The 15,231-nt window shown below is 60.2% G+C and carries 14 protein-coding genes and 1 pseudogene; 6 read left to right on the forward strand and 9 right to left on the reverse strand.

Annotated features, from left to right (window positions below):
* Complete coding sequence (gene nadC / locus AB4Z52_RS17770; protein WP_442219248.1) at window positions 1–903, forward strand: carboxylating nicotinate-nucleotide diphosphorylase; 903 nt, start codon at window positions 1–3, stop codon at window positions 901–903.
* 47 nt (window positions 904–950) lie between these two features.
* The gene (locus AB4Z52_RS17775; RefSeq protein WP_442219249.1) at window positions 951–1,439 is read left to right on the forward strand and encodes a nucleoside deaminase; all 489 of its coding nucleotides are present in this window, start codon (window positions 951–953) and stop codon (window positions 1,437–1,439) included.
* Between the two features lie 3 nt (window positions 1,440–1,442).
* Here AB4Z52_RS17775 and cueR read toward each other — a convergent pair whose 3' ends face one another.
* The gene (cueR, locus tag AB4Z52_RS17780; RefSeq protein WP_442219250.1) at window positions 1,443–1,838 is read right to left on the reverse strand and encodes a Cu(I)-responsive transcriptional regulator; all 396 of its coding nucleotides are present in this window, start codon (window positions 1,836–1,838) and stop codon (window positions 1,443–1,445) included.
* A 9-nt stretch (window positions 1,839–1,847) separates the two neighbouring features.
* Complete coding sequence (locus AB4Z52_RS17785; protein WP_442219251.1) at window positions 1,848–4,337, reverse strand: heavy metal translocating P-type ATPase; 2,490 nt, start codon at window positions 4,335–4,337, stop codon at window positions 1,848–1,850.
* A 338-nt stretch (window positions 4,338–4,675) separates the two neighbouring features.
* Here AB4Z52_RS17785 and yghX point away from each other — a divergent pair, with 338 nt between their 5' ends.
* From yghX to AB4Z52_RS17805, 4 genes and pseudogenes are all read left to right on the forward strand, one after another.
* Window positions 4,676–5,563 carry a YghX family hydrolase gene (gene yghX / locus AB4Z52_RS17790; RefSeq protein ID WP_442219278.1) on the forward strand — a complete coding sequence of 296 codons (888 nt, stop codon included), beginning with the start codon at window positions 4,676–4,678 and terminating at the stop codon, window positions 5,561–5,563.
* A gap of 333 nt (window positions 5,564–5,896) precedes the next feature.
* Complete coding sequence (locus AB4Z52_RS17795; protein ID WP_442219252.1) at window positions 5,897–6,373, forward strand: CHRD domain-containing protein; 477 nt, start codon at window positions 5,897–5,899, stop codon at window positions 6,371–6,373.
* Window positions 6,374–6,563: 190 nt separating this feature from the next.
* Window positions 6,564–7,103, forward strand: a complete 540-nt coding sequence (locus AB4Z52_RS17800; RefSeq protein ID WP_442219253.1) for a DUF3455 domain-containing protein — start codon at window positions 6,564–6,566, stop codon at window positions 7,101–7,103.
* A gap of 193 nt (window positions 7,104–7,296) precedes the next feature.
* Window positions 7,297–7,548: pseudogene (locus AB4Z52_RS17805) on the forward strand (RDD family protein); the annotation flags it as partial.
* Between the two features lie 305 nt (window positions 7,549–7,853).
* On the opposite strand, the gene AB4Z52_RS17810 reads toward AB4Z52_RS17805, so the two are convergent.
* The 7 genes from AB4Z52_RS17810 to AB4Z52_RS17840 form a co-directional block, all read right to left on the reverse strand.
* Window positions 7,854–8,711 (reverse strand): transporter substrate-binding domain-containing protein, encoded by an 858-nt coding sequence (locus AB4Z52_RS17810; protein WP_442219254.1) that lies wholly within the window; start codon window positions 8,709–8,711, stop codon window positions 7,854–7,856.
* Window positions 8,712–8,747: 36 nt separating this feature from the next.
* Complete coding sequence (locus AB4Z52_RS17815) at window positions 8,748–9,524, reverse strand: ABC transporter ATP-binding protein (protein WP_442219255.1); 777 nt, start codon at window positions 9,522–9,524, stop codon at window positions 8,748–8,750.
* On the reverse strand, window positions 9,521–10,246 hold the full coding sequence (locus AB4Z52_RS17820) for an ABC transporter permease (protein ID WP_442219256.1): 726 nt from the start codon (window positions 10,244–10,246) through the stop codon (window positions 9,521–9,523). The genes AB4Z52_RS17815 and AB4Z52_RS17820 overlap by 4 nt, the downstream gene beginning before the upstream one ends.
* Window positions 10,246–10,965 (reverse strand): ABC transporter permease, encoded by a 720-nt coding sequence (locus AB4Z52_RS17825; protein WP_442219257.1) that lies wholly within the window; start codon window positions 10,963–10,965, stop codon window positions 10,246–10,248. The genes AB4Z52_RS17820 and AB4Z52_RS17825 overlap by 1 nt, the downstream gene beginning before the upstream one ends.
* A gap of 97 nt (window positions 10,966–11,062) precedes the next feature.
* Window positions 11,063–11,914 carry a transporter substrate-binding domain-containing protein gene (locus tag AB4Z52_RS17830; RefSeq protein WP_442219258.1) on the reverse strand — a complete coding sequence of 284 codons (852 nt, stop codon included), beginning with the start codon at window positions 11,912–11,914 and terminating at the stop codon, window positions 11,063–11,065.
* 76 nt (window positions 11,915–11,990) lie between these two features.
* Window positions 11,991–13,676 carry a M28 family peptidase gene (locus AB4Z52_RS17835; protein ID WP_442219259.1) on the reverse strand — a complete coding sequence of 562 codons (1,686 nt, stop codon included), beginning with the start codon at window positions 13,674–13,676 and terminating at the stop codon, window positions 11,991–11,993.
* Complete coding sequence (locus AB4Z52_RS17840; protein ID WP_442219260.1) at window positions 13,669–15,093, reverse strand: M20 family metallopeptidase; 1,425 nt, start codon at window positions 15,091–15,093, stop codon at window positions 13,669–13,671. Before AB4Z52_RS17840 ends, AB4Z52_RS17835 begins: the two co-directional genes overlap by 8 nt.
* Between the last annotated feature and the right edge of the window lie 138 nt (window positions 15,094–15,231).

Below are 15,231 nucleotides of genomic sequence, written 5' to 3' on the forward strand. Positions count from 1 at the left end.
ATGACAATCGTACCCTTGCCCCGCCTGATCATAGAGCCGATCGTGCGCTCAGCACTTCTGGAAGATCTTGGCCTTGCTGGCGATATTACATCGGCAGCCGTCATCCCCGAGGACCATCGCTCGACCGTCGCTCTTACCGCTCGTCAGGCTGGCGTGGTTGCCGGTCTTGATGCGGCGGCATTGGCGTTCCTGCTTGTCGACCCGGCAATTGTGATCGAACGGCATTTGCAGGACGGAGCCGCCGTCCGTCCCGGCGACGTCATCGCAACCGTCCAAGGGCCTTCGCGCGGCATCATAACCGGCGAGCGCACCGCATTGAATTTCCTCAGCCATCTCTCCGGCATCGCAACCGTGACGGCTGGCATCGTGGACGCTGTCAGAGGCACAAAAGCCGCGATTGCCTGCACGCGCAAGACAACGCCTGGCCTGCGCGCCCTGGAAAAGTATGCCGTTCGCGCCGGAGGCGGGGCCAATCACAGGTTTGCGCTCTGCGACGCGATCCTGATCAAGGACAATCATATTGCGATCGCCGGTGGCGTGGCGGAAGCGATCCGGCGCGCCCGCAAGAGCACCGGCCACATGGTCAAGATCGAAGTCGAGGTTGACACGCTGGAGCAGCTCGGCGAAGCGATGGCAACCGGCGTTGATGCCGTGCTTCTGGACAATATGACGCCGGATCAGCTGCGTCAGGCAGTCGGGATCGTCGCGGGCCGGGCGATGACCGAGGCGTCGGGCGGGATCACGCCGTCAACGGCGGTCGCGGTCGCCACCTCGGGCGTCGATCTCATTTCCATCGGCTGGATCACGCATAGCGCCCCGATACTCGACATCGGCCTCGACTTCGTCGATGAATTGCCAAAGCGTTCTGCGGTTGAAAGCCGACGCGCCGCGCTTGCCACCTGACTTTCGATCAGCCATTTTGCGATTCGATCAACGGTGGAACCTGGCAAATGACCGATGGCAGCGAACTGACGCCTCAAGAAGAGACTTTGCTGCGGCACGCCTTCGAGGTAGCCGCCCGCGCCCATCGCAACGGCAATCATCCGTTCGGCGCCATCCTCGTCGGGCCTGGCGGAACCGTGCTGATGGAGCAGGAAAACGCCTATAATCCGCTTCACGACATGACCGGCCATGCCGAACGCGTCCTGATGACGCGTGCTTCACAACACTATGAGCCGAGCTTCCTAAGGGATTGCACCATCTACATATCTGCTGAACCTTGCGCCATGTGCGCCGGCGCCATCTACTGGGCTGGCGTTGGTCGTGTCGTCTATGCCTTGAGCGAAAGCCAGCTTAAGGAAATCACCGGCAACCACCCTGAAAACCCGACGCTCGATCTGCCGTGCCGGGTTGTCTTCGAGGCGGGTCAGCGCAAGGTCGAGGTTATCGGACCGGTGCTCTGCAAAGAGGCTGCCGCCCTTCATGTCGGCGTCTGGTAGGCTCTAGACCAACGAGCCTTCCGCCAATTCCTCCAGGATGGGACAGTCCGGACGATCGTTGCCGTGGCAGGCATGGACAAGGTGTTCAAGCGTGCGCTTGAGTTCCACAAGCTCGCGGATCTTACGTTCTATCTCGTTCAGTTTGGAAGAGGCGATATCGCGCACGTCGGCGCTGGCGCGGCTTTTGTCCTCATAGAGGGCCAGCAATTGCCGGCACTCCTCGACGGAAAAGCCGAGACCGCGCGAGCGGTGCAGGAAGCGCAGCTTGTGGACGTCCTTGTCCCCATAGTCGCGATAGCCGTTCTCACCGCGATCGGGACGTATCAAGCCGATCTCCTCGTAGTAGCGGATGGTCTTGGCCGGCAGTCTCGACCGATCCGCAGCTTCGCCGATATTCATCGTCATCTCCTATAGCTTGACGAACCGCAGCCGCAACGCATTGGCGATGACGGAGACCGAGGAAAGGCTCATCGCCGCCGCCGCAATCATCGGCGAAAGCAAAAGGCCGAAGGCCGGATAGAGGACGCCCGCGGCAAGCGGAATGCCGAGAACATTGTAGCCGAATGCGAAGCCGAGGTTCTGTTTGATGTTGCGGATCGTCACCTCGGAGAGATGGCGAGCGCGGACGATACCGTCGAGATCGCCTTTCACCAGGGTGATCCCGGCACTTTCCATCGCCACGTCCGCACCTGTTCCCATTGCGATGCCGACGTCGGCAGCAGCAAGGACGGGGGCGTCATTGACGCCGTCGCCGGCCATGGCGACGATCCTGCCGCGTCGACGCATGTCATCCATCAGCATTTTCTTGTCTTCCGGGAGCGCGTCGGCACGGACATCATCGATGCCAAGGCTCCTTGCCACCGCGCGCGCCGTCACCGCATTGTCCCCGGTTGCCATGATAATTTGGAGCCCGCTTCGGCGTAGCGCCGCGATCGCTTGCGCCGTGGTTGGCTTGATACGATCCGCGACGGCGACAATGCCCGCCAGCTTGCCGTCGAGAGCGACAAACATCACAGTCTTGCCGTCCTCGCGAAGCCGCTCGGTCTCTTGCCTCATCGGGCCCACGTCGATGCCGAGATCAACCATCATTGCAGCATTGCCAAGAGCAATCGCGATGTTTCCAGCTTGCCCTCGCACCCCCTTGCCAGCCTCGGCTTCGAAGCCCGAGATCTCAACGAGATCGACGCTGCGGCCTCTGGCTCCACTCACGATCGCTTCGGCCAACGGATGCTCGGAACCGCGCTCGAGGCTGGCGGCAAGCGACAGCATCCGCCCTTCGTTGACGCCTGCTGCTGGCAGGACATCGGTCAAAGCCGGTTTGCCTTCCGTTAATGTCCCGGTCTTGTCGACGATCAGCGTGTCGACTTTGGCAAGGCGTTCCAGCGCCTGCGCCTCGCGGATCAGGACGCCTTGCTGGGCACCCCGTCCCGTGGCGATCATGATCGACATCGGGGTAGCGAGCCCAAGTGCGCAAGGGCAGGCGATGATAAGCACAGAGACCGCAGCAAGCAGTCCGTGCGCCAGCCGGGGTTCTGGACCAACGAATGCCCAGATCACGAAAGTGGAGATCGCGATCGACATCACGGCTGGCACAAAAACGGCAGACACGCGATCTGCCATGCCCTGGATAGGCGCCCGCGAGCGCTGCGCCTTGGCGACCATGTCGACGATATGCGCCAGCATCGTATCCGCGCCGACCTTCTCGGCGACCATCACCAACGTGCCGTTGCGGTTGATTGTGCCACCGATGACGGCGTCGCCTTCTGCCTTGTCGACCGGCAACGGCTCGCCTGAAAGCATCGATTGATCGACTGCCGAACGGCCCTCGACAACCGAACCATCGACGGGGATACGCTCTCCGGGACGAACTCTCAGGCGATTGCCGACCTCGACCGTGTCTACAGGTACGTCAATCTCGCTACCATCGGCCTCGATGCGGCGCGTGGTCTTCGGGACGAGATCCAACAGAGCGCGTATCGCCGATCCTGTCTGCTCGCGCGCCTTCAATTCAAGCACCTGGCCGACGAATATCAGCGCAACGATCACCGCCGCAGCTTCGAAATAGACCGGGATCATATGGCCGTGAACACGAAACCCTTCCGGGAAAAGGCCGGGCGCAACAATGGCCGCGAGGCTGTAGAGATAGGCAGTGCCGACACCGAGACCGATCAGCGTCCACATGTTCGGGCTGCGGTTGACGACCGAATTCCAGGCTCGACGAAAGAACGGCTGCGCGGCCCAGAGCACGACAGGCGTGGCAAGCAGGAGCTCGATCCAGGTGGAGAACGGTTCGCCGATCCAATCGCGCAGCGGCAGGCCCATCATCGGTCCCATGCTGAGGATGAGAAGCGGTATGGCCAGACCGGCGCTGATCCACAGCCGCCGCGTGAAGTCGATCAACTCGCGGTTAGGCCCTTCGTGCGGATCCGGCACGCCCATTGGCTCCAATGCCATTCCGCATTTCGGGCAATCGCCGGGACGGTCGCTGATGACTTCAGGATGCATCGGGCAGGTATATTGCGTGCCCTTCGCCAGCGGACGCGATACCGGTTGGTTGCCGGCGTGATAGGCCGCTGGGCTGGCCTCGAATTTGGCTTTGCAACCGGCCGAGCAGAAATAGAATTTCTCGCCGTCCTGACGCAGTAAGTGCGCAGCGGATGCCCGATCCACATTCATGCCGCAAACCAGGTCCTTTGCGCTCAGATAGTCGTCCGGCTTCGCCTCGAACTTGCTACGGCAACCTTCGCAGCAGAAGTGAAAAACGCGGCCACGATAATTCAATGAGGGCTTGTCACCATCGGGATCGACGGTCATGCCACAAACCGGATCGCGCACGATTGTCGTCCCGGATTCGTGCTCGTGGGAAGAATGATGGTCGTGTTCGTGATGCAATGTCATTGAAACTCCAGCGGACACCATGGCCCCGTAGATGCCCGTATGAACCTTCCAGCAACTGGAAGGTCAAGTGCAAAATTTCAAGAGCTGATAGTGGGGTCGCATTGGTTCGTTCATAGCGGTAAGTTCACGGCAGGATCACTGACCGGCCGCGACGAGATTGCCAGGCTGAAATATGGGGTTACGAATTGGGCTGTGTGTAACAAGAGTCGAACACTTTCCCACGCTCGGGATCCGCTCTGCGTCTGGCTCCAGACCGGAGATCGCCAGTTCCTCCATTGACTTTCGAAGTTGTGAATTCATCTCAATGGTCAAGCAACGCGACGCCAAGGGAGTCTTCGATGACCCGTCTCACCGCGAAGGACTTTCAGCCAGAGCTGCTGGAACTCTACGATTACTATGCCCATGGGAAGATCACCAAGCGTGAGTTTCTCGACCGCGCCGCCAAGTTTGCTGTTGGAGGCCTGACGGCTGCGGCAATCCTGGCTTCCATGAGCCCCGATTACGCGCTCGCACAGCAGGTCGAATTCACTGACCCGGATATTCTTGCGGAGTACATCACCTACCCGTCGCCAAAGGGCAACGGCAATGTACGTGCGTATATGGTTCGCCCGGTCAACGCCAAGGGCAAGGTGCCGGCCGTGGTCGTCGTCCACGAAAATAGGGGGCTGAACCCTTACATCGAGGATGTGGCACGGCGCGTGGCAAAGGCCGGATTCTTGTCACTTGCACCCGACGGCCTGAGCTCCGTTGGCGGCTATCCGGGCAATGATGAGAAGGGCAAGGACCTGCAGCAACAGATCGACCCCGAAAGGTTGATGAACGACTTCTTTGCGGCGGTCGACTTCCTTATGCACCACGATACGACCACCGGCAAGGTCGGCATCACTGGCTTTTGCTATGGTGGCGGCGTCGCCAACGCGGCGGCGGTGGCTTATCCGGAACTGAGCGCGGCTGTGCCGTTTTACGGGCGGCAGCCGCGAACGGAAGACGTGCCGCGCATCAAGGCGCCACTGCTGCTCCACTATGCCGGCCTGGATACCGGCATTACGTCCGGCTGGCCGGCGTATGAAGCCGCGCTCAAGCAATCGGGAAAGGTTTACGAGGCATTCGTCTATCCCGGTGTGAACCACGGCTTTCACAACGATTCGACGCCCCGTTACGACGAGGCTGCGGCCAAGCTTGCTTGGACAAGGACCATCGCCTGGTTTGAGCGTTATTTGACTTGAGGGGACTGTGAGGCCAGTCGGATGCTCATACGCTTAACCCGAACCGATCGACTTCCAAATCACTTCCAACCGGCAGAAGAAATCAAAGTGCCCTCGTCGATTCTTATTCGTGAAGCTGGCAAAGTTTCGCCCATTCCGACCGACTTATGGGTTCTTAGTTTGATTCCGCTTATGTGCAGGGATCCGTACCACAGGAGGAAGCCGATCGCCCGCCAATAGGCAGATGGCAGCCGTGGTATTGCAAACGCGGCCATTTGCCGAAGTGCCCCGAATAAATCCGAGGATCGATCGTTGACCGATCGCATTTCAATTCGAACGCAAAAGGTAAACTCCATGAACCGCAATATTCGTTTCGCACTCCCTCTGACACTTGCTGCCGTGCTCGGCTTCAGCAATCTGGCCCACGCCGAGGTGAAAAAATTCTCGGGGACGCTCACAGCGGAAGGTGCCGCAATCTCGAAGGGAAAGGGCAAGGTCTGGGGAAGCTATGATACGGCCATCCGGAAGCTTTCCTATAAAATCACGTGGTCCGGTCTCACCGGCCCGGTAACGGCTGCGCATTTCCATTGCCCGGCATCCGTTGGCGAGAATGCCGGCGTGCTTGTTCCGATCAAGGGCGCCTTTAAGAGCGGCATGACGGGGTCGGCCAAGGTCGATGCCAAGACCGGCCAGGCTATTCTCGCCGGCAAGACATATCTCAATCTTCACACTGCGGCGAACCCCAACGGCGAGATCCGTGCCCAGGTGCTGTTCACACAACAACAGAAAGCAGCAGTGCCGCAGGCAAGCTCTGGCTCGAGCAGCTACTGACCGCTAGCATTGGTGTTTGCGCGCAAGGGGCGGGTCTTTCGGGCCTTGCCCCTTGTCTCTCAAACTAAGGTCCAAGCGAACGTGGCGTTCTTGGAAAAACTTCAACGGTCACATGAATAAAATTCAGGGGCCACCGTTCACAACATGATGCCGGCCCGTGTGAGGCGCCGGCAATTTAGCAAGGTGGCCTATGAACGATCCGATATTCTACCCGGCTCACTCCTTTCGCGCCCAGCGCGCGCCGCTAGTTGCGGGCCTGGTGCTAGCCGCGATGGCGGCGGGAGCCGGTGCTTTCGCTGCCGACCTGCCCGCTGCCATCTCGGCGGACGGGAAAGTGGAACTGTTGAAGTTGCATGCCGAAGGGGTCCAGATCTACGAATGCAAGGTGGATCCCGCCGGGGGCTCGAAGTGGCAATTCCGCGAGCCGCTTGCCACTCTCTTGAAGGACGGCAAGACCGTCGGGCGCCACTTTGCGGGTCCAAGCTGGGAGCTAGCCTCCGGTGGCGCCGTTGTCGGCAAGGTGGATGCCCAAGCGCCAGGCGCAACATCGAATGACATCGCTCTGCTAAGGCTGAACGTTGCCGGGAAGTGGGGGAAGGGTGAGCTCGACAAAGTCACCACGGTCCTGCGGCTCGATACGAAGGGTGGCGTCTTCAGCGGATCGTGCAATATGCCCGGTATGCTGCATCTGGAGCCCTATGGCGCTGACTATGTCTTTCTGGGTAACTGACCAAAAGTCCACCACGCTTGGCCGGACTAGTTGCCGAGTTTTTTCAACCGGACCATCGTCCGGCAGGCAAACCGTCATAAGACCCACAAACTGTGCTTTTCTGTATCGCCGACAGCCGATCACCGGCAGGAAGCCGGGCACGACCGCGACGGCGTCAGGCTCTCTCCCGAAACCGGCAACACGGCCCTTGAGCCCGGAGCATCTCGATGTGTATGGGAAGTACGAGTTGCAGAAGCTTGAAGACGTGCTTCGCGACCCGACAAAAAGCTCAAACAATGAGGAGATCGTACAGATCGTACGAACCATTGTCAGGAAATTTGTGTATCGGGACGCCGTCAAGCCCGGCCAACAGCTGCTTTTCTTCACAGCCTTTTATCGGGCTCAGCGCGAGCATCTGGAGACGTTGAGGCTCTTTGGTACGCGCCGCGAAAACAAATTCTACAAAGCCGAAAAGGAGGTCGGGGGGGCGGGCGCGAGACCTAGCCATTTGCTTGAGCAGCGTCCTCGAAAACACAAACGAAAAGGCCCCTCGCGGGTGCGGCGTGAAATCGGGGTGGCGATCAAAGGAAGCGCCAGCCGGTATTCTGCTCCAGTGCCCCGCCACCCTTGAGAACTTCAGAGCAACGGTTTCGCTTTGACGGCGGGCTTGCAGAAGGCAGAACGAATGCAAGTCGAACCGGGCCACGCGGTCGAAATCATGGCCCGGTTCGATCGATCCCGGCGACATTTAGTGATCGTGCCGGGGAAATATCAACGCGGCGTCACGTCGAAGCCGAACCACTTGTCGGAGAGAGCCTTGATCGTGCCATCGGCCTTTGCGGATGCGATTGCCTCGTTGAACCTGGCCTTCAATTCCGTGTCGCTCTTTCGCAGGCCGACCGAGCTACCGCGTCCTAGAAGACCGCCCTGGAAGCGTGGGCCGGTTAAAACCATATCCTCGTTGCCAGGCTTGGCTGCTGCCGTCGAAAGATAAGCGGTCGATGCCATGATGAGATCGACACGGCCGGCCTTGAGGTCGAGGTCGTGCTGCTCGGTCGTCTTGTATTCCTGGATGGTGGCGATGTCCTTCAGATATTTGTCGAGGAATGCGGCGGCGATCGACGAGCCCTGAACGCCGATCGTTTTGCCCTTCAGCATAGGGGCCAGTTTCTTCACTGCTTCAGCAGCACCGGCCTCGTCGCTTGCCAGCGAAAAGACTTCGCCTTTCAGCGGCAGCTGTGCAAGGGCGCCTGAGTTCAGGGTGGCGAAGGTTTGGCCGGTGGTGCCATAGGATTCACTGAAGGCGATGACTTCCTCGCGTTTTGGCGTGGCCGACATGCCTGAAATGATCGCGTCGAACTTGCCGGCATTGAGGGCAGGGATCATGCCGTCGAAGGACTGCACGACGGTGGTGCATTCTACCTTCATGTGGGCGCAGAGATATTTAATGAGGTCGATCTCATATCCGTCCAGCGTGCCGTCGGCCTTGGTGAAGTTCCACGGACGGAACTCGCCTTCGGTCGCGATGGTGACATGGGTCCACTTCTTGTCAACGGCGTGCGCTGCAACGGATGCAAAGGCGAGCGTCAGGAAGCTGAGTATTTTTAGCAATGCGGTTAGATGCTTCATTCGATTATTCCCCTTGTTGCATATGAAACGATGTGACTACTTCGTGATGAACCGGCGAAAGCGCTCGGATTTCGAGTTGGCGAACACGTCATGCGGCCTGCCGTCTTCCTCGACGACGCCTTTATGCAGGAACATCACCCGGTTCGAGACATCCCGTGCGAAACCCATTTCATGGGTGACGACGAGCATCGTGCGTCCCTCCTCGGCCAGCGCCCGCATGACGCGCAGCACTTCCCCGACCAATTCCGGATCGAGCGCAGATGTCGGCTCGTCGAACAGCATCACCTTGGGCCGCATTGCCAGCGCACGGGCAATCGCGGCGCGCTGCTGCTGGCCGCCGGACAAATGCGCGGGATAATGATTGCGCTTTTCGGCGATGCCGACCTTGGCAAGCAGCGCCTCTGCCTCTTCGATGCACTCTGCGCGAGGTCGGCGCTGGACATGGATGGGCGCTTCGATGATGTTCTCGAGCACGGTCTTGTGCGTCCAGAGATTGAAGCTCTGGAACACCATGCTGAGGCTGGCGCGGATGCGGTCTACCTGGCGCCGATCGGACGGCCGGCTGCCGCCCTTTGCCGTCTGCATGCGGATCGTCTCGCCCGCAACCGCGATCTCCCCAGTGTCGGGCGTCTCCAGCAGGTTGATGCAGCGCAGGAAGGTCGACTTGCCGGAACCGGAGGACCCGAGGATCGAAATGACGTCGCCCTCTTTCGCATCGAGCGATATGCCCTTCAGGACCTCGACAGGTCCGAAGCTCTTATGCAGGTCTTTCACGCTGAGCGCTGGCCGGGCATGCGAGATCGGGGAGTTCAAGAGGCATCTCCTTTCGTGACGGCCAAAACCCCCTGCGGCGGTTGGCGCAGATGCGGGCTCAGCCAGTATTCGACGAGTTGGACAAGGCGGGTGAGGAGGAAGTTAATGGCGAGATATATGGCACCGGCGACGACGAACACCTCGATGGCGCGATAGGTTTCCGAAATGATCTTGGCGGCGACGCCGGTGATTTCCATCAGCGTGATGATCGAGGCGAGCGACGTCGCCTTGACCATCGAGATCATCTCATTGCCATAGCCCGGCAATGCCTGTCGGATCGCGAGCGGCAGGACGATACGGCGAAACAACATGAAACGGGACATACCGGCCGAGCGGGCCGCCTCCACCTGGCCGTGCGGCACGGACATCAGCCCTCCGCGAATGATCTCGCTTGCATAGGCAGCGGTGTTTAGCGTCAGTGCGACAACGGCGCACCAGTAGGGTTGGCGAAATACCGGCCAGAGCACGCCGTGTCTCACGGCCGGAAACTGACTCAGGCCATAGTAGATCAGGAATACCTGCACCAGCAGCGGCGTGCCTCGAAAGACGAAGACATAGAAACGGGCAGTCCAATTGAGAACAACGATGCCCGAAAGCCGCGATAGCGCCAGAAGAAGAGCGAAGAAGGCGCCGAGGACCGTCGACGTTGCGGCGAGCGAAAGCGTCAGCGGAACAGCCGCGACCAGACTGAGGAAGGTCTCCCTGGTGAATTCCCAGTCCATCAGCCCCTCCTGACGCCGCGGCTGAAGCGCCGCTCGGCCTGGCGCAGTACGCCGCCTGATATGCTTGAGATTCCGAGATAGATTACGGCGGCGATCAGGTAGAAGTCGAATGGAAGGCCGGTTGAGCCGGCCCCCACCTGTGCCTGGCGCAACAGTTCGGCAACGCCGGTAATCGAGACCAGTGCTGATTCCTTCAAGACCACTTGCCAGACATTGCCAAGGCCCGGAAGCGCATGACGAAGCGTAAGCGGTGCGATGATGCGGCGGAAGCGAAGCCATCGTGGCATGCCGCAGGCGATTGCCGCCTCGATCTCGCCCGGATGAACCGCCCTGAAGGCGCCGCGAAAGACTTCGGTATGTTGCGCGCCCGAAGTGATCCCGATTGCGAGCGAACCCGCAAGAAAACCAGGAAAGCCGATGAAGCCCTCCGCGCCGAACAGCCTGCCGACCGATGTTACGGCGGCGCTTCCTCCGAAGTAGAGCAGATAGATGACGAGAAGGTCCGGGATGCCACGCAAGACGGTCGTATAGGCATCTGCGACGACGCGAAGCGTTTGGCCACCGGATAGCTTTGCCCAGGCGCCCAATGTGCCGATCACACCGCCGATCAGATAGCCGTTGATCGCGATCAGGACGGTCATCCACGCTCCGGCGAGCAGGGCGCGTGCCCAGCCCTCGGGACCAAAGCTCAAGAGGTCGAGAAGCCCGGGTTGGTTCATCGTCCCGCCGATCTGCGGCCGCAACGAGGAGCGCTAGTTAGAAGCGGCATGGTGCACATCCTGAGTTCGGAAAGATCCTGTCGTCCGGCTATTGTTTTCAGTTCGTTTCAAAACTTGGCGTCAAGTCGAGCTTGCTCCACTTTTCCGAAAGTGACTTGATGACGCCGGCCTTGGCGGCGCCTTTGATCGCTGCGTCGAATTTTGCCTTGAGATCTGGCTCGCCCTTTCGCATGCCGATCGCGACCTCCGTTGCCAGCATTGCGCCCTTCAACAGCGGACCGGACATTTCAATATCCTCGTTGCCGGCCTTGGCGAGCGCCGTGGTCGCGTAGACGCCGCTGTCGAAACCGGCATCGATGCGTCCCGCTTTCAGATCGAGATCGCGGGCAGCGGAATTCTGGTAGGACCGGACGGTGACGTTGGTGCCGTAGTAGGCGTTGATCAGTTGCTCCTGGCTGGTCGATTGCACCACGCCAACGGTCTTGCCCTTCAGCTCCTCGCCAATCTTTGCCATGATCGGATCGGCCGCTGAATTGTCATTGAGGTTCAGCCTTTCTCCGGTTTTCGGTAGATCCGCAACGGTTCCGCTCTTCAGCAGCAGGAAGCTCGCGACGCCGCTGGCGTACGGGACCGTGAAGTCGACGACCTGCTTGCGCTTCTCGTTGATCCCAAGCGTCATGATCAGATCATATTTGCCGGCATTGAGGCCAGGGATCATGCCCGACCAGTCGCCGGCGATCAGTTCGCAGTCGACCTTGGCGCGCGCGCAGAGATCGTTGATGAGATCGACGTCGAGGCCGGCGAGCTTGCCGCTCGAATCCATCAGGTTCCAGGGCGGGAAGGCGCCTTCGATGCCGACGTTGACATGGGTCCAGTCCTTGGCGCTGGCAGCAATCGGCGCGAAAGCGAGTGTCGTGGCAAACGCTGCCAGAAATAGCTTGTTCTTCATAATCGGTTATTCCCCTGTGGTGCCGCATCGCTGGCGGCGGATTGGATTGGGCGTTGTCCGCCCTTTTGAATTTGATCTAGTCGAGGGCCGCCTTTAGTGCGGTGTTTGCCTCTCTGAGCGCGTGCGCAACGCGGTTGCGCGTCTGTCGTGCGTGCACCGTGTAGAAGGCGACATCGGCCGAGCCTGCCGGCAGCTGCGCCAGTTCCCACATGCCCGCGAGCGAGGGCCAGGGCACGTTCGGCAAGGCCGGGTCGTGGTGAAAGCGCTCCCCGCTTGTATAGTTGAGTGGGACCAGCCAGCGCGACGCGCGCATCAGGGCCGCGTTCACGCGATCGGCCGCCTCGACCGAAGAAGCCGCCTGCATGTCAAGTACCGAGATTAATAGCTGTTCAAGCTCTCTGGTAGCGGCGATCAGCCTGCCAATATCCAGCCGATCGGCCAGTTGTTCGCTCAGCTTCATGAGCTGATCGCCGAGGGCAACGGTATATGCCGCATAGTCGTATGGCAGGACGGGCGATTTCAGCAGGCGTTGCAGCACCCGCAGGACAATGCGCGTGTCGCGCGTCAGGTTTTCGGGGTCGATGTGGTCGATCGTGTCATGCGGCGTGTGCCACCACCATCCAAGGGCTGTCAGCATCTTAACAGGCGACGGCGGCTGGTGGCTGAGACTGCCGAACATCGAGGGAATGCCGACGCCCCAGAAGGACTGGTCGGCGGCGCGCCCGTGCCGCCGACCTGCATGCTTCTGCCCGGATACCGCCTCGATCGCTTCAGCCGCCACTGATTTCAGCTCGTCGGTGACGCCGGAGTTGGTGAGGACTGTGGCACCTTTCGCGCCAGTAGAATCGACGTTGACGTGGGCGACGCACCGCCTGTCGAGTTCGTCGAAATATTCGTCGGCATACCACGCCGAGCCGGAATAGCGGCCGTGGGAGTGGCCGGACCAGAAGCAAACGCGCAAGCCGCGCTTCCATTCGGACCGTTGCGCAGCGAGTAGTCTTGCGGCCTCGAGCATGGTCGCGTTGGCCCCGCCATTGTCCATCACGCCAAAATGCCAGGTGTCGTGGTGACCGGAGAACATCACGAACGGCGCGTCGTCCTGGTCGGTCGGCGGCCCAAGATCCGCGACCAGTAACGGTGTCTTTCGCCAGTTGGTGTCAACTTCGGCTTCCATTCTTACCCGGACCTCTCGGCCTGCGGTCAGGTGACGGCGCAACTGATCGCCGTCATCATGGGAGATCGTGCAGACGACCGTGGTTGGAAGTTGGGCGCGGGTATATTGCGACGGGCTGCCCCAGACCGGCGATACGCACATTTCGTAGAGGTGTTCGGTGGGGCTGATGTGCAGTTGGCCGAGAGCGCCGGCGGCACTGGCAAGGGCTGCGACTTCTTCCGTCGCTATGCCTTCGACCAGGGCAATTTTTCCGGCGACATCAAGCCGCGAAAACTCCGCTTCGGTGCCTTCGCCAACATGAACGAGCGCAGCCATCAATCCACCTGTCGGGCTCGATGCCGACATCGAATGTGTGATGCAGCGCAAGGAAACGCCATTAACCTCGACCTTGGCCCGACCAGGCAGGCTGATGAACGCATCGTGGGAGACAAGCTCGGTGCGATAACCGTAGGACTTCATCTCAGACCGCAGATACTGGAAGCTTTCAAGCTCCTCGGGCGTTCCGGATAGCTTCACCCGCCTCGCGAATTCGCGGATGTGGGCCATTAGCCGGTCTGTGTCAGGTGAAGGCGTACCGGCTTCAATCATGACGTTTCCCCGGAAGCGGAGGATCTACGTCGTCCGGAATGGGATTGACGAAGGGAACGCCGTCGAGGCGGGCCTCATGATCCGCCTTGGCCGCTTCGATCAGGGCGGGGTTGCCGATCAGGTCGATGGCGGTGCTCGCCATGACCTTTGCCGCATGCTCCATGCCTTTGTGGGCGGCCGGCAGCTTCCCCTGTGCGACCAGTTGCCACGAATGGCCTGGCGTGCCGATTGCGTAAGTCGCGCCGCGCATCTGAACCGTCGGGACAACCCAGCTAACGGTGCCGACGTCGGTCGAGCCGACCAATGTGCCGTCGCCGGCGTTGAGCGGAAAGATCGTGTCGCATAGGGCCTGCCCCTTTTTCGGGGTCAGTCCAAAACGGCCATACGAGGCGGCGATGTCCTCTTTCGAGTAAGTCTCCTGGAATTTCGCGGCGATCTCGTGATCGGCTCTGTCGAAGGATGGTGGTCCAAGACGTTCGAGGTGGGCGAACATGAGTTCTTCCAGCGGGACGTTGCCGATGAGATTTGCATCGCCGCTGATGATTTCGCTTCGCACAGTGGTTTCGGTCATCAGCGCCGCCCCTTCGGCGACTTTTTTGACCCTTGCGACAAGGCCCAGCAGTTCAGGCAGGCTACGGGCGCGCACCAGATAACGTACGGTTGCCCGCGCCTGCACCACATTCGGAGCCGCGCCGCCAGCGTCGGTGATCGCGTAATGAACACGTGCCGTCGACGGCATGTGTTCGCGCATGTAGTTGACCCCGACATTCATCAATTCGACGGCATCGAGCGCGCTTCTGCCCAAATGCGGTGTCGCTGATGCATGCGATGCACGACCGCTGAAATGGAAATTCATCTCGTTGCAGGCAAGCGAGATCGGATTGTTGACGCCGGCGAAGGCGGCGGGATGCCAGGAGATGGCGATGTCGACATCGTCGAAGACCCCGGCCCGCACCATGAAGCCCTTCGAGGATCCGCCTTCCTCGGCCGGGCAGCCATAATAGCGAACCCGCCCCTTGAGGCCGTTCGCGGCAAGGTAGTCCTTGACTGCGGCCGCGGCCAGCATCGAACCAGAGCCGAGCAGGTTGTGTCCGCAACCATGTCCGTTACCGCCGGCTGCGACCGGGCGCTCCTCGGCGACGCCGGCTTCCTGGCTTAAACCGGGCAAGGCATCGAATTCCCCGAGGATGGCAATCACCGGACCACCTTCGCCAGCCTCGCCCATGACGGCTGTCGGCAATCCGGCGAGGTTGCGCTGGACCCTGAAACCTTCCTGCTCAAGCAGGGTGGCATGTTCTGACGACGAGCGGAACTCCTCGTAGTTTGTCTCAGGCATGTCCCAGATGCGATCGCTAAGCCCGAAAAATATTTCGCGCTTCGCGTCGATGATGTCCCAGATAGCCACTGAACTTTTCATGGTATTTCGAAGTCGCCTGCACTACATAGTTACCAAAATTGGCGCCAATTTAGGATACAAAAATCCGTTGCGCAATATATGGCCAAGCATATTTTTTACGCAGGGCGATTTGAGCGTTGCGGCTGCCAATGCGCTACA

The organism is Rhizobium sp. 2YAF20 (assembly GCF_052114685.1).
Classification (GTDB): domain Bacteria; phylum Pseudomonadota; class Alphaproteobacteria; order Rhizobiales; family Rhizobiaceae; genus Rhizobium.